The sequence below is a fragment of the Cryobacterium inferilacus genome (assembly GCF_019599185.1).
Taxonomy (GTDB): Bacteria; Actinomycetota; Actinomycetes; order Actinomycetales; family Microbacteriaceae; genus Cryobacterium; species Cryobacterium inferilacus.
Genome location: NZ_JAIEUL010000004.1, coordinates 178,204 through 199,359, shown reverse-complemented (window position 1 = coordinate 199,359; position 21,156 = coordinate 178,204). Strand labels below are relative to the sequence as shown.

16 protein-coding genes are annotated in these 21,156 nt (G+C 69.1%); 13 read left to right on the top strand and 3 right to left on the bottom strand.

Annotated elements, in window-relative coordinates:
* Positions 1-1,557 (top strand): DEAD/DEAH box helicase (locus K2F54_RS05810; RefSeq protein WP_220604904.1); only part of this gene is annotated, 1,557 nt, incomplete at its 5' end.
* A 69-nt stretch (positions 1,558-1,626) separates the two neighbouring features.
* Here the strand turns inward: K2F54_RS05810 and pstS are convergent.
* A complete protein-coding gene (gene pstS, locus K2F54_RS05805) occupies positions 1,627-2,706 on the bottom strand; it encodes a phosphate ABC transporter substrate-binding protein PstS (protein ID WP_220604903.1) in 1,080 nt (359 codons plus the stop codon).
* Positions 2,707-2,805: 99 nt separating this feature from the next.
* Here pstS and K2F54_RS05800 point away from each other — a divergent pair, with 99 nt between their 5' ends.
* The 8 genes from K2F54_RS05800 (at position 2,806) to pip (ending at position 12,315) form a co-directional block, all read left to right on the top strand.
* Positions 2,806-3,426, top strand: coding sequence for a hypothetical protein (locus K2F54_RS05800; RefSeq protein WP_220604902.1), 621 nt, complete (start codon positions 2,806-2,808; stop codon positions 3,424-3,426).
* A 157-nt stretch (positions 3,427-3,583) separates the two neighbouring features.
* Positions 3,584-4,030: a DUF1775 domain-containing protein gene (locus K2F54_RS05795; RefSeq protein WP_220604901.1), complete on the top strand. Its 447-nt coding sequence runs from the start codon at positions 3,584-3,586 to the stop codon at positions 4,028-4,030.
* Between the two features lie 7 nt (positions 4,031-4,037).
* Positions 4,038-4,691 (top strand): copper resistance CopC family protein, encoded by a 654-nt coding sequence (locus tag K2F54_RS05790; RefSeq protein WP_220604900.1) that lies wholly within the window; start codon positions 4,038-4,040, stop codon positions 4,689-4,691.
* Between the two features lie 97 nt (positions 4,692-4,788).
* Entirely contained in the window at positions 4,789-6,843 is a 2,055-nt protein-coding gene (gene recQ, locus K2F54_RS05785) for a DNA helicase RecQ (protein WP_220604899.1), read from the top strand.
* A gap of 214 nt (positions 6,844-7,057) precedes the next feature.
* Positions 7,058-9,154: an acyl-CoA dehydrogenase family protein gene (locus K2F54_RS05780; RefSeq protein ID WP_220604898.1), complete on the top strand. Its 2,097-nt coding sequence runs from the start codon at positions 7,058-7,060 to the stop codon at positions 9,152-9,154.
* Positions 9,155-9,455: 301 nt separating this feature from the next.
* Complete coding sequence (locus K2F54_RS05775; protein WP_220604897.1) at positions 9,456-10,433, top strand: ABC transporter ATP-binding protein; 978 nt, start codon at positions 9,456-9,458, stop codon at positions 10,431-10,433.
* Entirely contained in the window at positions 10,430-11,266 is an 837-nt protein-coding gene (locus tag K2F54_RS05770; RefSeq protein WP_220604896.1) for an ABC transporter permease, read from the top strand. Before K2F54_RS05775 ends, K2F54_RS05770 begins: the two co-directional genes overlap by 4 nt.
* 92 nt (positions 11,267-11,358) lie before the next feature.
* Positions 11,359-12,315: a prolyl aminopeptidase gene (gene pip / locus K2F54_RS05765; RefSeq protein ID WP_220604895.1), complete on the top strand. Its 957-nt coding sequence runs from the start codon at positions 11,359-11,361 to the stop codon at positions 12,313-12,315.
* A gap of 34 nt (positions 12,316-12,349) precedes the next feature.
* On the opposite strand, the gene K2F54_RS05760 is transcribed toward pip, so the two are convergent.
* Positions 12,350-13,645 (bottom strand): oligosaccharide flippase family protein, encoded by a 1,296-nt coding sequence (locus K2F54_RS05760; protein WP_220604894.1) that lies wholly within the window; start codon positions 13,643-13,645, stop codon positions 12,350-12,352.
* Positions 13,646-14,173: 528 nt separating this feature from the next.
* Between K2F54_RS05760 and K2F54_RS05755 the strand changes: the two genes are divergently transcribed.
* Positions 14,174-15,394, top strand: coding sequence for a hypothetical protein (locus K2F54_RS05755; RefSeq protein WP_220604893.1), 1,221 nt, complete (start codon positions 14,174-14,176; stop codon positions 15,392-15,394).
* Here the strand turns inward: K2F54_RS05755 and K2F54_RS05750 are convergent.
* Positions 15,391-15,858, bottom strand: a complete 468-nt coding sequence (locus K2F54_RS05750; RefSeq protein WP_220604892.1) for an FAD synthase family protein — start codon at positions 15,856-15,858, stop codon at positions 15,391-15,393. The genes K2F54_RS05755 and K2F54_RS05750 overlap by 4 nt on opposite strands.
* A 356-nt stretch (positions 15,859-16,214) precedes the next feature.
* Between K2F54_RS05750 and K2F54_RS05745 the strand changes: the two genes are divergently transcribed.
* The 3 genes from K2F54_RS05745 to K2F54_RS05735 all read left to right on the top strand — a co-directional run bounded on the left by K2F54_RS05745 (position 16,215) and on the right by K2F54_RS05735 (position 21,100).
* Positions 16,215-17,825: a right-handed parallel beta-helix repeat-containing protein gene (locus K2F54_RS05745; RefSeq protein ID WP_220604891.1), complete on the top strand. Its 1,611-nt coding sequence runs from the start codon at positions 16,215-16,217 to the stop codon at positions 17,823-17,825.
* Between the two features lie 205 nt (positions 17,826-18,030).
* Positions 18,031-20,196, top strand: a complete 2,166-nt coding sequence (locus K2F54_RS05740) for a PKD domain-containing protein (RefSeq protein WP_220604890.1) — start codon at positions 18,031-18,033, stop codon at positions 20,194-20,196.
* Between the two features lie 154 nt (positions 20,197-20,350).
* Positions 20,351-21,100 carry a hypothetical protein gene (locus tag K2F54_RS05735; RefSeq protein WP_220604889.1) on the top strand — a complete coding sequence of 250 codons (750 nt, stop codon included), beginning with the start codon at positions 20,351-20,353 and terminating at the stop codon, positions 21,098-21,100.
* Positions 21,101-21,156 lie beyond the last annotated feature (56 nt).

Below are 21,156 nucleotides of genomic sequence, written 5' to 3'. Positions count from 1 at the left end.
AATGACCGTCCGGCTCGCACCGAGCGTCCGTCGTACGGTGACCGTGCCCCGCGCACCGACCGTCCGGCCTACAACAATGACCGTCCGGCTCGCACCGAGCGTCCGTCGTACGGTGACCGTGCCCCGCGCACCGACCGTCCGGCCTACAACAACGACCGTCCGGCTCGCACCGAACGTCCGTCCTACGGTGACCGTGCCGGCCGCTCCGAGCGCCCCGCCTACAACAACGACCGTGGCGGCGACCGTCCGGCGCGCAACGACCGTTCGTTCTCCGACGGCGGCCACTCCAGCAACTTCTACCCCGACCGCGACTCCAAGCCCAAGTTCGCCGCCGGCGACGACGTGGTGCTCGAGCGCCTCGAGGCCATCGCCACGACCGCTGAGGATGTTGTCGGCGTGACCTTCGGCGACCTCGGTCTCGGTGGCAACATCGTGCGCGAGCTCGCCCTTCTCGGCGCTCCGTCCCCGTTCCCGATCCAGGCCGCGACCATCCCCGATGTGCTCGCCGGCCGCGACGTGCTCGGCCGCGGCAAGACCGGTTCAGGCAAGACCATCGCCTTCGCCGCTCCGATGATCGAGAAGCTGATGGAGAACAACGGCGCCAAGGACCGCAAGATGGCCCGCAAGCCTCGCGCGCTCATCCTGGCCCCCACCCGTGAGCTGGCCCTGCAGATCGACCGCACCGTGCAGCCCATCGCACGCAGCGTCGGCCTCTTCACCACCCAGATCTACGGCGGCGTCCCGCAGTACCGTCAGGTCAGCGCCCTCCAGCGCGGCGTCGACATCATCATCGGCACCGCCGGCCGCATCGAGGACCTCGTCGAGCAGGGTCGTCTCGACCTGTCCGAGGTTGTCATCACGGTTCTCGACGAGGCCGACTACATGTGCGACCTGGGCTTCCTCGAGCCCGTGCAGCGCATCCTGCGTCTCACCAAGAAGGGCGGCCAGCGTCTGCTGTTCTCGGCCACCCTCGACAAGGGTGTCGCTTCGTTGGTCAAGGAGTTCCTGACCAACCCGGCTGTGCACGAGGTCGCCGGTGAAGACCAGGCCTCCAGCACGATCGACCACAAGGTCCTCCTCATCGAGCACCGCGACAAGGCCTCCATCATCGGCCAGCTCGTCGACCGCCAGGGCAAGACCCTGATCTTCAGCCGTACGCGTGCCTATGCAGAGCAGCTCGCCGACCAGCTCGAAGACGCCGGAGTCAAGGCCACCAGCCTGCACGGCGACCTCAACCAGGCCCGCCGTACCCGCAACCTGCAGATGCTCACCAGCGGCCGGGTCAACGTGCTCGTTGCCACCGACGTCGCCGCCCGCGGCATCCACGTGGACGACATCGACCTGGTCATCCAGGCCGACATGCCCGACGAGTACAAGACCTACCTGCACCGCGCCGGCCGCACCGGCCGCGCCGGCAAGTCCGGTACCGTCGTCACGCTGATCCCCAAGCAGCGTCGCCGTCGTATGGAAGACCTGCTCGACCGGGCCGAGATCGACTCCAGCTTCACCACGGCCACGCCGGGTGACGCGTCGATCACCGCACTGGCGAACCTGTAACACCGCCACACAGAGGAAGGGCACTCGCGTAAGCGAGTGCCCTTCCGGCGTTGACGGCGAGCCGGCTGGTTAGCGGATGGTGGCGATCGCGTCCTGCACCCGGGTGGAGAACTCTTCCGACAGCGGCGCAGAGCCGGCGCCGGCTGCGGCGGCGGCCTGGCCTTCCGCGCTGGCGACGTAGCCGAGGTAGCCCGTGATGAGTTCGGCCTGGTCGGCTTCTGGGTATTCCTCGCAGGCGATCAAGTAGCTCACCAGCACCAGCGGGTACACGCCGGCGGCGGTGGAGGTGCGGTCGACGTCGACGACCAGGTCGTTGGGGTTCTCCCGCTCCACCAGCGGGGAGGCATCGATGATCGCAGCGGCGGCCTCGGCGGAGTAGTCGACGAACTCGTCGCCCACCTGCAGTGCGGCCACGGCCAGATCGCCGGCCTTGGACGCATCCGCGTAGCCGATCGTGCTGTTGCCGTTGGCCACGGCGCTGACGACGCCGGAGTTGCCCTGCGCCCCTTCGCCGTCATAGGGGAACGCGTCCTCGGGCTCGTTCGGCCAGATCTCCGGCACGTTCTGGTGCAGGTAGTCGGCGAAGTTCTTCGTCGTGCCCGAATCGTCAGAGCGGTGAACCGCGGAGATGGGTTCGTCTGGCAGGCCGGCGTCCGGGTTCAGGGCGACCAGAGCGGGGTCGTTCCAGCGGGTGATCGTGCCAGAGAAGATGTTCGCGATCGAGGCGGGATCCAGGCGCAGGTTGTCGACACCGTCGACGTTGTAGACCAGGACCAGCGGCGACACGTAGACGGGGAGGTTGATGGCGAGGGAACCCGGCGCGCAGGCAGCGAACTCGCCGGCCAGTTCGTCCTCGCTGAGCGCGGAGTCCGAGCCGGCGAAGTCGACACCGCCGCCGATGAACTGTTCCCGGCCCGCTCCCGAACCGGTGGGGTCGTAGTTGATCGTGACGCTGGCGTTCGCGCCCTGGAACTTCGACATCCAGACGTCCTGCGCCGAGGCCTGCGCGCTCGACCCTGCACCGTCCAGCGTGCCCTTGAGGTCGCTCGTGCCCTGACCGATTTCATTGGCGGCGCAGCCCGACAGGAGCAGGGCGGTCACCGCGGCCCCGGTGCCAAGGAACAGTGCCGGGTGCTTTTTTGTTGCCATCACGCTTCCTATTGTGCCTGACCGACGCTGGTGGGTTCCCCGGCGCCCACGGAAAGCCGCGTCCTGATAGATTCGAGGCACTGCAGGAGAGGGACGATCATGACCACACGCTGGGCGCGTTTTGCCCGTGGGTGGATCGTCGCGCTCTTCTCCACCTTTGTCGCTGCGCTGTCGCATACCGTTGCCGGTGGCGCCGTGCCCGGCGCGCTTGCCGTCGTCGTGTCGCTCGCCTTCGCCGGCATCGTGTCCATCGTGCTGGCCGGCCGCACCCTTTCCACCTGGCGGCTCAGCGTCGCGGTCCTGATCAGCCAGCTGATCTTCCACGGTTTGTTCTCCTTCGGCGGTTCCGGCGGCGCACTCGTGACCACGGCCGCGACCACCGCCCACGCCCACCCGGCCGGCTCCGTGGCCGTCCTGGCCCCCTCGGTACAGGCCGGCTCCATGTCCGGCGCAGAGCACGGCGCCATGATGACCGTCGCCCACATTCTCGCGGCCGTCGTCACAATCGTGGCGCTGCGGTACGGCGAGCGGGCGTTCTGGGGACTACTCGACATCGCGACGAGCCAGCTGCGGGCCCTCGTGCGGGTTCTCGTGCTCAGCCCGATCCCCAGCATCCCGCAGGTTCTCTCTGCATCAACGGCCGCTGTGCCGCCGCGCGATCTCGCTGTACTGCTGAGTCCCATGCGGCACCGTGGGCCGCCGCTGGGCGCATCCGCCTGAGGGTCGCCTCGGCCCCGCCAGTTCCCGCACCTCTTCTTTAGGCGTCGCCCGCCTGCCCGCGAATCGTGTGCCGAACTCCGCCGTGCCCATCAGCCGGCGGGATTCAGGCCGTGGTTCGACCCGCTACCGGTCGTCAGCCATCACCCAAGGACCCACCATGAAGCTCTCCACGCCCGTCTTCGCCGCCACCACCCTGCTCGGTGCCGGCCTGCTCGCCCTGTCCGCCCCGCTGGCCGCCAGCGCCCACGTCGACGTCACGCCGTCGTCCACCGCCGCCGGCTCCTACAGCCTGCTCACCTTCTCGCTCGGACACGGCTGCGAGGGATCGCCGACCACGGGCATCACCATCGACGTGCCCGACACCATCACGAGCGTCACCCCCACGATCAACCCGGGCTGGGCGGTCACCCCGCTGACCGACGGCCAGGTCACCTACACCGCAGAGTCGCCCCTGGCCGACGGCCTGCGCACGACCTTCGTGCTCAGCCTGCAGATCCCGGAGGACGCCGCCGTCGGCGACACCCTCGCGTTCCCGACCCTGCAGTCCTGCGAGGTCGGCGAGACCGACTGGGCGGAGGCCATCGTCGAGGGTGAGGCTTCCTAGGCGCCCGGTGACAGACATCCGTGCCCGCCGTCGACCCGCGACGGTGCTGAGACGCTCGATGCTGGGCGGGATTCTGCTGGTGGCGGCGACGCTCAGCTTCTCCGCTGCGCCGGCCCTCGCGCACAACTCCGTGGTCGGCACGACACCCGAGGCCGGTTCGGTCGTCACCGAGCAGCCAGGTGCCGTCGTCGTGACCACCAACGACAACCTCCTCGACCTGTCCGGCCAGGGTGAGAGCAGCGCCATGCAGGTGAGCGGGCCCGCGGCTGCGCCGCGCTACTACGGTGACGGCTGCGCCACGGTCTCAGGCCCGAGCCTCACGGCCGAGGTGCAGCTCGGCCAGCCGGGGGAGTACACGGTGGTCTGGCAGACGGTGTCGACCGACGGGCACTCCATTTCGGACAGGTTCACGTTCACCTGGCAGCCCGATGCGAACCAGGTGCTCGATGAGGGCACCGCCACGGCACCGGCCTGCGACAGCGCCGGCACCGGCGGGGACCAGGCAGCCGACACGGATGCCGCCGCAACCGCCGAAGAGACCGAGTCGGCCGGCAGCGGCGTCGCCGTGACCGACCTGCTCTGGATCGGCGGAGCCGTCGTGGCTATCCTCGCCGCGATCGGCGTGACGCTCCTGTTCCTGCGCAAGCGCCCCACGGGGTAGCCAGTCGCCCGGCGCCGCTGAGCACCGCTTTCGTGGCACGGGCCGTCGAATGACCGTCGAGCCCGGCGGCGTCGGTGGGCGCGGGTAGAGTTGGCGGGTGAGTTGGAACGCCGAGATACCGTGGGATCCTGACGAGTTCGAGCCACCGGACGACTTCGATGCCCCACCGCCCCCAGACCCCTACGGTCAGGGCGGCTCCGGCCAGCCTGCCTCCCGGCCGGGCGCATCCGCCCCCGCCGGAGCGGGCCCCGTCGACTTCGGCGACTACGCCCCACCCGCCGGTGGTGCGACGCTGCTCGCGCCGCCGCCGTCCCAGCGCGCCACGGCCAAGTTCGCCACCGCCGCCGAGGCGCTGCACACGGTCTTCGGCTTCGACTCGTTCCGCGGCGAGCAGGCGCAGATCATCGACCAGCTCATCAACGGTGGCGACGCCGTCGTGCTGATGCCCACCGGTGGCGGCAAGAGCCTCTGCTACCAGATCCCGTCGCTGGTACGCGAGGGCACCGGCATCGTCATCTCCCCACTGATCGCGCTCATGCAAGACCAGGTGGATGCGCTCACCCTCGTCGGCGTGCGCGCCGCGTTCCTCAACTCCAGCCAGGATTCCGCCGCCCGCAGCCAGGTCGAACGCGATTACCTCGCCGGCAACCTCGACCTGCTCTACGTCGCCCCGGAGCGCCTGAGCAACGAGGCCACCAAACGCTTCCTCGACCGGGGCACCATCGCCCTGTTCGCCATCGACGAGGCGCACTGCGTGTCCCAGTGGGGGCACGACTTCCGCCCGGACTACCTCGCGCTGTCCGAGCTCGCCGACCGCTGGCCGGACGTGCCGCGCATCGCGCTCACCGCCACGGCCACCGACGCCACCCACACCGAGCTCACCGAGCGCCTGCAGATGGGTGAGGCGCAGCACTTCGTCGCCAGCTTCGACCGGCCCAACATCCAGTACCGCATCGTGGGCAAGAACGAGCCGCGCAAGCAGCTGCTCAGCTTCATCCAGTCCGAGCACCCCACCGATGCTGGCATTGTCTACGCGCTCAGCCGCAAGACCGTCGAGCAGACCGCCGAGTTCCTGCGCGCCAACGGCCTGAACGCCTACCCGTACCACGCCGGCCTCGACCAGGGCCTGCGCGCCCGCACCCAGTCGCGGTTCCTGCGCGAAGACGGCGTCATCATCGTCGCCACCATCGCGTTCGGCATGGGCATCGACAAACCGGATGTGCGCTTCGTCGCCCACATCGACCTGCCCAAGTCCGTCGAGGGTTACTACCAGGAGACCGGCAGGGCCGGCCGCGACGGCCTGCCATCCACCGGTTGGCTGGCCTACGGCCTGCAAGACGTCGTGCAGCAGCGCCGCATGATCGACGAGTCACCCGGCGACCTGTCGCACCGTCGCAAGATGAGCGCGCACCTGGACGCCATGCTCGCGCTCTGCGAGACCGTGCACTGCCGGCGGGTCAACCTGCTGCGCTACTTCGGCCAGGCCAGCGAACCCTGCGGCAACTGCGACACCTGCCTGGTGCCACCGGAAGCCTGGGATGGCACCGTACCCGCCCAGAAGCTGCTCTCCACGATCGTGCGGCTGCTGCGTGAGCGCAACCAGCGCTTCGGCGCCGGCCAGCTCATCGACATCCTGCGCGGCAAGACCACACCGCGCACCACCCAGCACAACCACGACCAGCTGGCCACCTGGGGCATCGGCGCCGACCTCACCGACCAGCAATGGCGCGGCGTGGTGCGGCAGATGCTCGCCCAGGGCTTCATCGCCACCTCGGGCGAATACGGCACCCTGATCCTCACCGAGGCCGCCGCCGAGGTCCTCGCCGGCAACCGCACGGTGCAGCTGCGCAGCGAACCCGACCGGCCGGTCAAACGCACCCCAGCGGCCAGGGCGGCCACCGCCAAGGCCGGCCTCGCCGAGCTCAGTGCCGATCAGGAGACCCTGTTCCAGGCGCTGCGGGCCTGGCGCAGCGCCACATCGCGGCAGCAGGGCGTTCCTGCGTACGTGGTCTTCGGCGATGCCACCCTGGTGGCCGTCGCCGCGGCGAAACCGCGCACCCTGGCCGACCTGGACGGCATCACCGGTGTGGGAGCGAAGAAGCTCGACTCCTACGGTGAGGCTCTGCTCGAGGTCGTCGCAGCGAACAGCTGACGCGGGTCGGCGCTGCCGGCCGCCCCGCGCATCCGTCAGATCTTTGTCGCCCTTGGTAGGTCGCGGCGCTCGGTTGTTGTAGAAGAGCTACAGACCGAGCCCGTGGCCCCGCGTCCTTTTTTGTAGCCCCGTCACGCACTATTTCCGCGGGGGAGCTCCCAGACCTAACGTGGTCGAACACTCCCCAGCCCGCGCGTAGACGTAAGGACCAATGATGGTTGACACTGCCCAGCGCCCCACCCCGACGCCGCGTGAGACGGTCGAGATCAACACCGGCCCCGTTCGGGTGGCGGGCGACCCGGATGCCCCGCGCATCGACCTGCCCGCCCTCACCCGCACCCTGCTCGGCACCTGGGCCGACGTGCGACTCGCCGCCCGCGAACTCACCGCCCGGCCAGAGCTGCAGCGCATTGAGGGCCAGTCCATGGCGGACCACCGCAAACGAGTGCTCGGCCAACTGCAGATCCTCGCCGACAACGGCCACGTGCACCGCGCCTTCCCAGCCTCCCTTGGCGGCTCGGACGACCACGGCGGCAACATCGCCGGCTTCGAAGAACTCGTCACCGCCGACCCCAGCCTGCAGATCAAGGCCGGCGTGCAGTGGGGCCTGTTCGGCGCCGCCGTCATGCACCTGGGCACCACCGTGCACCACGAGAAGTGGCTACCGGACATCATGAGCCTCGCCGTCCCCGGCGCCTTCGCGATGACCGAGACCGGGCACGGCTCCGACGTGTCCGCCATCGGCACCACGGCCACCTTCGACGTCGAGTCCGGCGACTTCGTGCTGCACACCCCGTTCCGCGCGGCGTGGAAGGACTACCTCGGCAACGCCGCCATCGACGGCACCGCCGCCGTCGTCTTCGCCCAGCTGATCACCCTCGGTGTCAATCACGGCGTGCACGCGTTCTACGTTCCACTCCGCGATGAGACCGGCGCGTTCCTGCCCGGCATCGGTGGCGAAGACGACGGCCTCAAGGGCGGCCTGAACGGCATCGACAACGGCCGGCTGCACTTCGACTCGGTTCGTGTGCCCCGCGAGAACCTGCTCAACCGCTACGGCGATGTCGCCGCGGACGGCAGCTACACCAGCCCGATCGGCAGCCCGGGCCGACGCTTCTTCACCATGCTCGGCACCCTGGTGCAGGGCCGGGTCTCCCTCGACGGCGCCGCCACCCAGGCCTCCGCACTGGCCCTCACCATCGCCATCCGGTACGGCAGCGAGCGTCGCCAGTTCACCGCTGGCAGCGACACCGACGAAGAGGTCATCCTCGACTACCAGCGCCACCAGCGCCGGCTCCTCCCGCGCCTGGCCACGGTGTACGCGCAGACCTTCGCGCACGACGAATTCCTGGTCAAGTTCGATCAGGTCTTCAGTGGCGCCGCGGCAACGGATGCCGACCGGCAAGACCTCGAAACCCTCGCGGCGGCCCTCAAGCCGCTGTCCACCTGGAACGCGCTGGACACCATCCAGGAGTCCAGGGAAGCCTGCGGCGGTGCCGGCTTCCTCGCTGAGAACCGCTTCGTCGGGCTCCGCGCCGACCTGGACGTGTACGCCACCTTTGAGGGCGACAACAACGTGCTCCTCCAGCTCGTCGCCAAGCGCCTGCTCACCGACTACAACCGCAAGTTCGCCGGCGCGGATGCCGGTGCGTTGGCCAGGTATGTGGTGCAGCAGACCGCCGGCCGTGCCTATCACGGCACGGGCCTGCGCACCCTCGGCCAGTCCGTCGCCGACTTCGGCTCCACCGCCCGCAGTGTCGGTCAGTTGCGGGAGACCAACACCCAGCGCGCCCTGCTCACCGACCGGGTCGAGACCATGATCGCCGGTGTCGCCCAGTCGCTGCGGAACGCCAACAAGCTGCCCAAGAAGGAGGCGGCGGCGCTGTTCAACGCGCACCAGAACGAGCTGATCGAGGCCGCCCACGCCCACGCCGAGCTGCTGCAGTGGGAGGCGTTCACCCGGGCCGTCGAGTCCACCACCCACGCCGGCACCCGGCAGGTGCTCACCTGGCTGCGCGACCTCTTCGGGCTGCGCCTGATCGAGGAACACGCGGCCTGGTACCTGATCAACGGCCGGTTGTCGGGCAAGCGCGCCCAGGCGGTGACGGCGTACATCGACCGCCTCATCACCCGCCTGCGCCCGCACGCGCTCGACCTCGTCAACGCGTTCGGCTACGCGCCGGAGCACCTCAGGGCGCCGATCGCCACCGGCGCGGAACGCGAGCGTCAGGTCGAGGCCCGCCGGTACTACCGCGACCAGCGCGCCGCAGGCACCGCCCCGGTCCCCGAGAAGCCGGCCCGCCGCCCCTGACCTCGCCCGCCCCGCCCGCCCACACCTCCGGCTGGTGCGCATAACTCCTGCAGAATTTCACAAACAGAGCCTGCGGCCCCGGAATTCCGGGGCTGTTCGGGCCGGGCCCGGAAAATTGCAGGAGTTATGCTCACCGGCGCGGGGAGGCCGGCCCACGGGGGAGGGGGGCGAAAGGGTGAGGGCCGGCGGCCCGCAACCATCCTCAGGGCGGATGCGGCGGCGCGACCACCCGCTCTAACCTCGGTCGTGGGGTCGACGCGGCATGCGTCCAGGCCCCGCCGCCGACGGGAAGAGGAACCGGATGATTCAGGCACAGTCCCTGACCAAACGCTACGGAAACAAAACAGCGGTCGATGCCGTCGACTTCACGGTCCAGCCCGGCCGGGTGACCGGATTCCTCGGCCCGAACGGTGCAGGTAAGTCCACCACCATGCGCATGATCGTGGGCCTGGACCGGCCCGGCGAGGGTTCGGTCACGGTGAACGGCAAGCAGTACCGCGAACACAAGGCCCCCCTGCGCGAGGTGGGCGTGCTGCTCGACGCCAAAGCCATCCACACCGGCCGGAGCGCATACAACCACCTGCTCGCGATGGCGGCCACCCACTCCATCCCGGCCAGCCGGGTCAAGCAGGTCATCGAACTCACCGGCCTGGAGTCCGTGGCCCGCAAGCGGGTCGGCGGCTTCTCGCTCGGTATGGGCCAGCGGCTCGGGATCGCCGCGGCGCTGCTCGGCGACCCGGCCACGCTGATCCTCGACGAACCGGTCAACGGGCTCGACCCCGAGGGTGTGCAGTGGGTGCGTCACCTGGTGCGCCACCTCGCCTCGGAGGGCCGCACGGTGCTGCTCTCCTCCCACCTGATGAGCGAGATGGCCGTCACCGCGGACCACCTCATCGTGCTGGGCCGCGGCCGGGTGATCGCGGATGCCCCGGTGGCCGAACTGATCGGCGCCGCCAACCGCAACACGGTGCGCGTGCGTACGCCGTACGCGCCCGAGCTCGCCGCCCTGTTCCAGGCCGGCGACGTCACCGTGACCCAGACGGATGCCGATCTGCTCCAGATCGTCGGCGTCAGCGCGGCCGATATCGGCAATCAGGCCGCCCGCGCCGGAATCGCCCTGCACGAGCTGACTCCGATCAGCGCCTCGCTCGAAGAGGCCTACATGGCGCTCACCCAGAACGATGTGGAGTACCGCACCGGCGGCACTCCAGACGATCATGCCGCCGACCACCCCGTTGTCGAACAGCCGGCAGCTGACCTGCAGGAGAGTGCCCGATGACCATCACAACGCCTTCGGCACCGCCCGCGGCCCGCACGTTCACGGTGTCCGGCTCGGGGCTCAGCTTCTTCGGCGTGTTGCGTTCGGAGTGGATCAAGCTCCGCACCGTACGTTCCACGGTCTGGTCGTACGCCACCGTCATCGTGATCTCCCTGGGCCTGGCCGCGCTCATGTCGGTGTCCGCCGGCTTCGACGGCAGCCAGATTCCCGCCGAGCAGCAGACAGCCATTGTCACTCAGGCCGCCACCTTCGGGGTCTTCTTCGGCCAGCTCGTGGTCGCCGTGCTCGGTGTGCTTGCCATCAGCGGTGAATACAGCACGGGCATGATCCGCTCGAGCCTCACGGCCAGCCCCAAACGCCTGCCGGTGCTGGGAGCCAAGGCCGTGGTGCTCTTCGTCAGCACTTTCGTGGTCGGTCTGGTCAGTACCGTCGGTTCCGCCCTGGTGGCGGCGCCGATCCTGGCCGGCCAGGGCATCACCGCCGAGGTCACCGATCCCGACCTGCTCCTGCCGCTGCTCGGCGGCGCGCTGTACCTGGCGCTGGTGTCGGTCTTCGCCCTCGGGGTCGGCGCGATCCTGCGCACGGGCGCAGGCGGGATCGCGGCGGCGCTGGGCATCCTGCTGCTGCTGCCGATCGCCATGGTGATGATCCCGGCGGACTGGGTGGCGGATGTGACCCCGTACCTGCTCTCCAACGCGGGCCTGGGAATCTTCGGCCTGAACGCGTTCGGTCCGGCGGACTTCGAGGTCTGGCAGAACATCACGATCGTGCTCGGGTGGGTGGCCGTGTCCCTGGCCGGCGCCGTCGTGCTGCTGAAGCGCCGCGACGCCTGAGCCATCCGGCGTCGCACGCGGCGCTCGCCTCCCTCTGGGCGGGCGCCGCGTGCCGCTGCGATCGCTCCCGGCGCGGGCCGTAGGCTCGAGGGATGAGAGAGTTCTACCCCGAGATCGAACCGTACGACACCGGCATGCTCGACGTCGGCGACGGCCACGCCCTCTACTACGAGGTATCTGGCAACCCGAACGGCAAGCCGGCCGTCTACCTGCACGGCGGCCCTGGCGGCGCGTCCAGCGCCACCCAACGCCGGGTGTTCGATCCGGAGAAGTACCGCATCGTGCTGTTCGACCAGCGCGGCTGCGGCAAGAGCACCCCGCACGCCAGCGCAGCGGATGCCGACCTGTCGGCGAACACCACCTGGCACCTGGTCGCCGACATCGAGCGCCTGCGCGAACACCTCGGCATCGACACGTGGCTGGTCTGCGGCGGCTCCTGGGGAAGCTCCCTCGGCCTGGCCTACGCAGAGACCCACCCGGAGAAGGTCTCCGAACTCGTGCTGCGCGGCATCTTCACCCTGCGCCCGATCGAACTGGACTGGTTCTACGAGGGCGGCGCCGCGGCCATCTACCCCGACCTCTGGGAAGGGTTCATCGCCCCGGTCCCCGTCGACGAGCGCTCTCGCCTGATCGCGGCATACAGCCGGCTGCTGCACGACCCCGACCAGTCCGTGCGGGAACGTGCCGGCGTGGCCTGGTCCACCTGGGAGTCCTCGACCATCACGCTGCTGCAGCAGCCGGCCACCATCGAGCGTTTCACCGAACCCGCTTTCGCGGTGGCGTTCGCGCGCATCGAGAACCACTACTTCATGAACAAGGGCTGGTTCGAGCCAGAGCAGCTGCTCCGCGACGCGCACAAGCTGAAAGACATCCCCGGCGTCATCGTGCAGGGTCGCTACGACATGTGCACCCCGGCCTTCACGGCCTGGGCGTTGCACCAGGCCTGGCCGGAAGCCGACTTCCAGATGATCCCAGACGCCGGCCACTCGTTCGAGGAGCCGGGCATCCGCGCCGCGTTGCTCGAGGCCACAGACCGGTTCGCCAGGTAGCACCCGTCTCCGCGGCTCTCGTCGACCGTGCTCCCTAAGCCCGCCGGGTGAACCGGCTCGTTGAACGGCGTAGAAACCGGGCGAGAGTGGCCAGGTCGCGGCGGCGCAGTCCGTAGAACGTGAGCGGGCTGATGCCGAACACCCTGGCCAGGAAGAGCAGGTTCAGATTGCTCGAGATCAGGTTGCCGGCGAGGGTGGCCAACGCCGCTCCCATGGCGCCGAGCACGGGCGAGAGCACCACCAGCAGGACGATATTCACCACGCACGCGACGGTGAGCGACACACTGCGCAGCCCCGGCCGGCCGCGGCCGCTGAGCCCGGACCCGGCGATCGAACCTGGGGTGCCCAGCACCACGGCGCCGAGCAGCACAGCGGCGACCGGCAGAGCGGGCCGGAAGTCCTCGCCGAAGAGGAACGGCAGCCACCAGAGCATCGTCACCCCCAGGAACAGGGCGGCCAGTCCGCTGAGCAGCGTCGAGATGCGGGCGGACGCACTGAGGCGGTCATCCACCGATTCCGCGGATTCATTGACGAAGGTGACGTCGCGCACCGCCTGGTGGATGATCAGCGGGAGTTCGCTGACGCTGACGGCAACCACGTACAACCCGAGCTGGTACGTGCCGGCCAGCGGCGTCATCAGCACCTGGTCGATGCGGGAGAGCAGGATGCCGGAGATCGCGCCGATCCAGACGCGCATGCCGTAGCCGAGCAGGCCGCTGGTGCGTGCCACCGGCGGCAGGTCGCGGGCGCGCGGGGGGAGGGTGCGCATCCGGCCGATGTACACCAGGGCACCGACGACGGGCATCGCGGCCACGGTGATCGTGGCGACCAGTGGGGTCAGAGTGCCGGTCAGCCAGAACGGGATGAGCACCAGCAGACGCAACGACGAGGTGAGGATGCGCTCGATCGCCACCAGCCGCCAGGTCTGGGTGGCCGATGCGACGCCGCGCAGCACGCCCACCAGCAGATTGGGCACGATGGCGAGTCCGGCAACCAGGATGAGCTGGGCGACCTGGGGTGACCCGCCGCTCAGCCACGGCGCCGACACCGCCACGGCCGCCATCGCCAGAAGCCCGGCGACGGTGAGCAACAGCACGCCGCGGGCGGCGGCGTTCCGGGCCAGGTGCGGGTTGCGGGCCACGACCCAGGTCACCGCCTCCGGCACGCCGAAGGTCGCCAGGGTCACGACGAGAGCCAGCGGAGCGGTGGCGGCGGCGACCGCGCCTCGGCCTTCCACGCCGAGTGCCTGCGCCAGGATGGGCCCGGAGAACAGGGCCACCAGCGGAGGGAAGGCATTGCCGAGCAGCGCGATCGACATGTTGCGGGACACGGACCCCGCGCGGCGCGCGGCCGGGCCTGGAGGCACGATTCTCGGCGGCACGCGCGCAGGACGTCGAGTCACGGCGATGGACCTCCCCCTCGAATCGGGCATCCGGGTGATTCGGCAGTCGGGTGCTGAGGCCGGCGTCGGCCCAGCGCTGTTCGTCGGGCCCTGAGGGTGCACAGACTACTCGGGCGCCCCCGTCGCGGATACCGCCCACCTTCGGGGGGCATTGGCCGTTTAGGCCGGTGATCGGCCTTGTCGGCTCCTCATCCGCGCTCTATGGTGTCGTCGATGCGGCCAGGAGCCGGCGAGGAATCCGACTCGCCGCGCCGGCCCGGTGCGGTGGTGGGCATGGCAGGACAGACGGAATCGACACCCCCAGGGACGACGCCCCGTGGGCTGACGCCTCGTGGACCGACGGCTGGCGCCGGCACGGGCACGCGGTCGCCCGACCCGGTCGGAGGGGGGCGAGGTGGTCCGCTCTCCGCGGCGCGCCTGGCCGAATCCCAACGCACCCGCCTGGCCGGTGGGGCCGTGGCCGCTGTCGTGCTGGTGCTTCTGGCGATGCGCACCGAGATCCAGTCCGGCCTCACGATCGGCTACCTGCTGGTGGCGGTGCTGTCGCCGCTGTGGATTCCCGCACTGCGTCAGTACCGTGGCGCCCGGCTGCTGCTGGTGGCCGGGTTGTTCGCCGTCGGTTCCGGCCTGTGGCTCACCGAGTCGTTCACCGCGACCCATGAGACGAGCATCGGCCAGATGCTGTCGCTGTCGATCGGGCTGTTGGGCATTCTCGGCGGCATCGGCTTCGTACTCTGGTGCCGCACCGTGCTGTCCGATGCCCAGGTCGCACTCTGGTTCGGCATCGGCCTGCTCCTCGGTGTGACGCCCACCAGCGAACTCTTCCTCACCAACCCCTGGAAGTTCGGCTACTCCTTCGCCCTCACCCTCATCGTGCTGGCACTGGCCAGACAGACCGGGCGCCGCTGGCTCGAGTTCATCGCGGTGATGGTCTTCACCGTCATCGCCGCCTTCACGGATGCCCGCTCCGCGTTCGCGATCCTGTTGCTGACCAGCGTGCTCGTGCTGTGGCAGATGCGGCCGGGCCACCGCACCCGCACGGTGTCGACCGCATGGTTGGTCCTCGTCGTCGGCGTCCTCACCGTCGTGGTGGCTGCCATCGCCCAGGCGCTCATCCTTGACGGCGCGCTCGGCCAGGAGACCCAGCTGCGTAGCGACGCCCAGCTACAGACATCTGGCTCGCTGATCCTCGGCGGCCGGCCGGAGGCCGCGGCCACGGCAGCGCTGATGCTCCATGAACCGTTCGGTTTCGGTACCGGAACGGTGCCGAGCGGCGAGGACATCCTGGCCGCGAAGTCGGGACTCAGCCGCATCGGCTACGACCCGGACAACAACTACGTCGATATCTACATGTTCGGCGGGCACATCGAACTGCATTCCATCGTGGGCGACCTCTGGGCCTGGTTCGGTCTTCCCGGTCTGCTGTTCACCGGCGTCCTGGTGGCGGTCGTGCTGAGGGGAGTGGCCGCCGGGATCGCCAGCGGCACCGCATCCGCCGTGGCGATCTACCTGGTGATCAGGCTGTTCTGGGCTCTGCCGTTCGGCCCGGTGTACAGCTCGTCGTCCCTGATCATCCTCGGAGTCGGCCTGGTCGTCATGCGACGGTCACAGCCATCGGCCCGTTCCGGGCAGCCCGCCCGCACGATCGGCGCGGGGGCGCTGAGGCCCACCCGCTAGGCGCGGATGTCGCCGACCCGCGGAGAAAGCGCTTCCAGTGCGCGCCTGAGCGCGGTGCTTGAGGTGTGCACCGTATACGGGAAATAGACCACGTCGACGCCGACCTTGGCAAACTCCCGCTCGAGTTTCACGCCCCGGGCGGTGCCGCGCCAATCGTCGCCCTTGAAGAACACATCGAAACCGACGGTGCGCCAGGTATCGAGCTTGTCCGGCTCAGTCTCCGCGACGGCTTCGTCGACGTAGCCGATGTGCGAGACGATCTCGAGCCGCTCGGCGAGGGGGACGATCGGCGCCGCTCCTTTGGTCAGGATCAGCATTTCATCAGACACCACGCCGGCAATCAGGTAGTCGCATCGGCTACGCGCCTGGCGCAGGATGTTGAGGTGACCCACGTGGAACAGATCAAAAGCGCCGGCGGCGTAGCCGATGCGCAGTGGCGGAGAACCGGGGTGTACACCGGGCATCGGCGGGCTCGCTTTCTCTCAATCCGCGGCCCAGGAGCCGGGAAAGTCGGGGTAGAGATGACGATGGGGACTGTAGCTGCGGTGCCTCGATTCGGCTAGGGTGACGGCGAAAGAACCTTGGAATCCGGTGTAAGCGTTTGACCAATGCGGGATTGTAGGCGAAGCTAGACGCACGATCGGTGGCCCCCTACGGTTGCTTCACCCCGCATGTCCCGAACGTTGTGCACCACCAGAAAACACGTATCCACTCAATGCTCTTTTCACACTCGCGCTCCACGTCGTCGTGCAAGACGACCCCATCCTCTCCTCTCCAGACCGAGAGTCGCTCCAACGCATCGCGCGGCAAGCGTCCCGCGATGTTCGCCTCCGCCGCACTCGCCGCGGTCGTCGCCTTCACCGGTTTCGCCGCAGTGCCCGCCCAGGCCGCCCCGGCGACCGCAGCCACCGCGGCCGTGAAAGCGGCCGTCAGCACCGCCCTCGAAGAGGTTGTCGCTCCCCCCGGCGGAAGCAAGACCATCTCCCTGGGCAGCGTCCCGGCCAACGCCACGGCCGTGCAGCTCAAGATCGATGGTTCCGGCGCCTGGCGGGACACCGTCGTGAAGGCCTCTATCAGCCCGAACGGCGCGCAGAAGGCCGTGTACACGGCCAAGCTCAACGAGAAGCCGAGCACCACCATCACCCTGCCGCTCCAGGCCGGGCACGACGGCAAGCTCACCCTCGCCAGCAGCCAGGCCAGCGTGCGGCTCAAGACCACGATCACCGGGTTCACCGTGCCGACCGCTCCCGCGGCAACAGCCAAGGGTGGCGCTCTGCCCACCGTCGTCGTGCCGCCCAGCGGCCAGAAGACCATGCCGCTCGGCACCATCCCCACGGGCGCGACCTCGGTCAAGCTCACCGTCACCGGTGCCGGCGCGTGGCGCGACACCGAGGTCAAGGCCTCCATCGGGCCGGACGGGCGCCAGCTGCCCGTGTTCACGGCCTCCGTGAACCAGAAGCCGTCCAAGACCATCACGCTGCCCCTGCACGCCGGGCACAACGGCAAGCTCACCCTCACCAGCAGCCAGGCCAGCGTCGAGCTCAAGACCAACATCGTGAGCTTCGGCTCGGCTTCCGCGGCCACCCCAGCGCCTGCGCCAGCGCCGGCGCCGGCTCCGGCCCCTGCCCCCGCGCCCACCACCGCGCCGGCTGCCACCGGCACCCCCGGCAAGAGCAACACCGGCGTACCGGCCGGCACGCAGCTCAAGGTGCACAACGGTGACCTGAACATCACCACGGCCGGAACCGTCATCGACGGCCTCGACATCCGTGGCCTGGTCAAGATCAGTGCACCGAACGTCACAATCAAGAACACGATCATCCGTGGCAAGGCGCTGTCCGGCGTCGCACCGCTGATCAACAACCTCAGCGGTCAGAGCGGCCTCAAGATCATCGACACCGAGCTGTTCCCCTCCACGGCGTCGCCGTACGCCATGGGCATCTACGGGTACAACTTCACCGCCACCCGGGTCAACATCCACGGCGTGATCGACGCCATCCACCTCACCGGTGGGAACGTCGCCATCGACCGGTCGTGGTTGCACGACAACCTGCACTACACCAGCGACCCGAACCACGGTGGCAAGCCCAGCCACGACGACTCGATCCAGATTCAGAAGGGCAGCAACATCAGCGTCACCAACAGCAACATCAGCGGTTCGCACAGTGCTGCCATCATGATCACCCAGGACACCGGCAAGGTCTCCAACTTCACCTTCACCGGGAACTACGCCAACGGCGGTGGCTGCACCGTGAACATCGCGGAGAAGTCCTACGGGCCCGTTCAGGGCGTCAAGATCGCCGACAACACCTTCGGTCGTGACACCAAGCACGACAGCTGCGCCGTGATCGCCAAGACCACGACGAAGATCGACCTGAAGAACAACTTCTACGTTCCTGACCGGGCTGCGGTCACGGTGCGCAAGGGCTAGCCGCCCCCGGCGGCGACGCCAGAGATGCCCCAAGACCCCGCGTGCAGTGCACGCGGGGTCTTGCTGTGTCCCGGCCAGGGCCTTGCCCCCCACTGACGTGGCGTATCGCCCCCAAAGAGGGGTCATGAGATGTGAGAGATCGTCATATAATCGCGAAATTGGGCCGGGCAACCAAGAACCGGCGACTGACGGATGAGGACTCAGAATGCTCGTGCGCGCCCGCAACACGCTCGTCGCCCTATTGACCGTTGTCATCCTGGCTGCGGGGGCCACGCTGACAGGCACGGCCGCTGTGGCCGACACCAACCCGCCGTCTGGCACCCCGGCCACCGCGGCAGCCGACGCGTTGCCGACCCCCCAGATCAACGGCGTCGTCTGGGCGCAGGTGATCGTGGGCAACACCGTCTACGTCGGCGGCCAGTTCACCAAGGCCAGGCCGGCCGGTTCAGCGCCGGGAGTCAACGAGGTCACCCGCAACAACATGCTCGCCTATACCCTCTCCACCGGCCAACTCACCTCGTTCAACCCCAACCTCAACGCCACGGTGCGTGCCCTGGTCGCCGCCAAGGACGGGTCCAGGGTCTACGTGGGCGGTAACTTCACCAAGGCGGGCAGTGTGACGCGCAACCGGCTCGCGGCCTACTCCACCTCGAACGGCGCACTCAGCTCCTGGGCCCCCTCACTCAACGGTCGGGTCGCGGCCCTCGGGATCAGCGGCAGCGCCGTGTACGCCGGCGGCACCTTCACCCAGGCCGCAGGTCAGGCGCGCACGTACATGGCGAGTTTCGCCACCTCGAACGGTGCGGTGCAGGCCTGGAAGGGTACCCCGGCCGGCGGCACCGTCAACTCCCTGACCGTCTCGCCCGAGGGCACCAAGGTCGTCATCGGCGGCTCGTTCACGTCCTACAACGGCCAGAACAACCCCGGTTACGGCATGGCGGCCACCAACGCGAGCACCGGCGCCCCCCTGGCCTGGAAGGTGAACAGTCTGGTGCGCAATGCCGGAGTGAACGCATCCATCCTCAGCCTCACCTCCACGAGTGCCGGAGTGTTCGGCACCGGGTACGACTTCGGTGCGGGCGGGAATTTCGAAGGTGCCTTCAGGGCTTCCTGGGCCGACGGCACCATCGTCTGGTTGGAGGACTGCCACGGCGACACCTACTCTGCGGCTCCCACCGCCAATGTGGTGTACACGACCGGCCACCCGCACGACTGCTCGAACATCGGCGGACCGCCGGAGACCTCGCCGCGGAGCTACCATCGCACCCTCTCCTTCACGATGAACGCGACGGGCACGGTCGCCACCAACACCGCCGGCAACTACTTCAACTTCGGCGGCCAACCGCGCCCGTCACTGGTGCACTGGTACCCCGAGATCAACACGGGCACCTTCACCGGGCAGGGCCAGGGCCCCTGGCACGTCGCCGCGAACTCGCAGTACGTGCTCTACGCCGGTGAGTTCACCATCGTGAACAACAAGAAGCAGCAGGGCCTGGCGCGGTTCGCCGTCTCCTCGATCGCGCCGAACAAGGAGGGTCCGCGGGTCACCGGGACCAGCTTCGTTCCCACCCTCAGTTCCCCGGCGACCGGGTCGGTCAAGGTCAGCTGGAAGTCCAACTACGACCGCGACAACGAACTGCTCACCTACTCCGTGCAACGCGGAGGCGTGACGGTCAAGACCCTGACCGGGCGCTCGTCGGACTGGAAACGACCCACACTGACCTGGACAGAGACCGGCCTGCCCGGCGGGACGTATTCCTATCGGATCAGGGTGAGTGACCCGCGAGGCAATACCGTCACCGGAAACGCGGTGAACATCACGGTGGGCGGCGCCGCCGCCAACCGGATGGCCGCCCAGGCCGCAGCGAGTTTCTCAGTGACGACGACGGGGCTTTCGCTGGCCGTGGACGCTTCCGCGTCCACCTCACCTGGCGGCGCGATCAGCTCATACGCCTGGACCTGGGGCGACGGCACCAGCGGAACGGGAGCGAAAGCAACCCACGACTACGCGGCGGCCGGAACCTACCCGGTCACGCTGACCACCACTGACGCGGCCGGGACCACCCAGACGCTGAGCCAGTCGGTGGAGGTGACCGCCCCGCCTGCCCAGAAGGCGCCCGCCGCGCCGCAGAAGGATCCTGCTCCGGCGCCGGACAAGAAGGAGCCTGCTCCCGCTCCCGAAGAGAAGGCGCCTGCCCCCGCACCGCAGGAGGAAGCGCCTGCTCCTGCGCCGGAGGAGAAGGAACCTGCTCCCGCTCCGGACGAGAAGGCTCCGGCGCCTGCGCCTGAGCAGAACACTCCGGAGCTCGCGCCAGGGGAGAAGGCCCCGGTCCCTGCGCCCGAAGGGAAGGCTCCGGCTCCGGAGGAATAGGCACCGGTATAGGGGGCTTCCCGACGCCGCCGGGGTGGTCTAAGGTCACGGCAAGAAGCGGCTCGGAGGCCGGCCACATCGCTCCAGTCGACCGAACCGTATCCGTCCAGCAGCGCCCTCAGTGTCAAGCGCCCTCAGTGTCAGGAGCACCACCATGGTTCCACAAGACCCCGCAGGCCCGGCTGACAGCGGCGCACCGTCCGGTCGGAAATGGCGCTGGATCGGCCTGGCCGTCGTCGTCGTCGCGGCAGTCGTGCTGTTCGGCGCAACCTTGTGGGTGTCCCAGGGCGGCGGAGGACCGCTCGCCGGTGCCACCGGCGCCTCGACCCCGACCCAGGTGCCCGCGCCCGCCGGCGTCGAGCCGGTCGCTGAGACGCCGGTTCCCACGGAACCCGCGGTGGACGAGTCCGAGGCCCCCGGCGAGGAGCCCGTCCCCGAGGCTCCCGTGGAGCCGGAGTCAGAGCCGGAGTCGACCGACCCTCCGGTGGATGCGGCACCCCTGCCCGAGCTTCCACCCGTGCCACTCACCGAACAGGTGGCGCCGGTGCCAGGCGTGGTGGTGAGCATCAGCGGGCTCGAGGCCGTGGAGGGCGAGGCTCAGGGGCCGGGTGAAGTGGCGGGGCCGGCGCTGCGGTTCACCCTGTCGATGCGGAACGACGGTGATGCCCCGGTGTCGTTGACGTCGACGGTCGTCACCGTGTACTCGGGACCAGAGCAGACGCCCGCGGTCGACCTCCGAGGCCCTGGCGGTGTCCCGCTCCCGGAGGAGGTCGCTCCAGGTGCCACCGTGACCGGGGTGTTCATTTTCACGGTCCCGCCAGAGGAGCGCGACCAGGTCAAGATCGGGGTCGACTACACGGTCGGTGTCCCGATCGTCGTGTTCGAGGGGTCGGCCCCGCGCTAGACCCTCCGCTCCGAACCCTGGTGGCCGTGGAGATCGCCCCTGTAGTGGGGACATCC

Bases quoted from the DNA above. Each gene is read 5' to 3' on its own strand.
- K2F54_RS05745 (WP_220604891.1), top strand. From the start codon at position 16,215: ATGTTCGCCTCCGCCGCACTCGCCGCGGTCGTCGCCTTCACCGGTTTC.
- K2F54_RS05740 (WP_220604890.1), top strand. From the start codon at position 18,031: ATGCTCGTGCGCGCCCGCAACACGCTCGTCGCCCTATTGACCGTTGTC.
- pip (WP_220604895.1), top strand. From the start codon at position 11,359: ATGAGAGAGTTCTACCCCGAGATCGAACCGTACGACACCGGCATGCTC.
- K2F54_RS05795 (WP_220604901.1), top strand. From the start codon at position 3,584: ATGAAGCTCTCCACGCCCGTCTTCGCCGCCACCACCCTGCTCGGTGCC.
- K2F54_RS05770 (WP_220604896.1), top strand. From the start codon at position 10,430: ATGACCATCACAACGCCTTCGGCACCGCCCGCGGCCCGCACGTTCACG.
- K2F54_RS05735 (WP_220604889.1), top strand. From the start codon at position 20,351: ATGGTTCCACAAGACCCCGCAGGCCCGGCTGACAGCGGCGCACCGTCC.
- K2F54_RS05775 (WP_220604897.1), top strand. From the start codon at position 9,456: ATGATTCAGGCACAGTCCCTGACCAAACGCTACGGAAACAAAACAGCG.
- pstS (WP_220604903.1), bottom strand. From the start codon at position 2,706: ATGGCAACAAAAAAGCACCCGGCACTGTTCCTTGGCACCGGGGCCGCG.
- K2F54_RS05750 (WP_220604892.1), bottom strand. From the start codon at position 15,858: ATGCCCGGTGTACACCCCGGTTCTCCGCCACTGCGCATCGGCTACGCC.
- K2F54_RS05800 (WP_220604902.1), top strand. From the start codon at position 2,806: ATGACCACACGCTGGGCGCGTTTTGCCCGTGGGTGGATCGTCGCGCTC.
- K2F54_RS05780 (WP_220604898.1), top strand. From the start codon at position 7,058: ATGGTTGACACTGCCCAGCGCCCCACCCCGACGCCGCGTGAGACGGTC.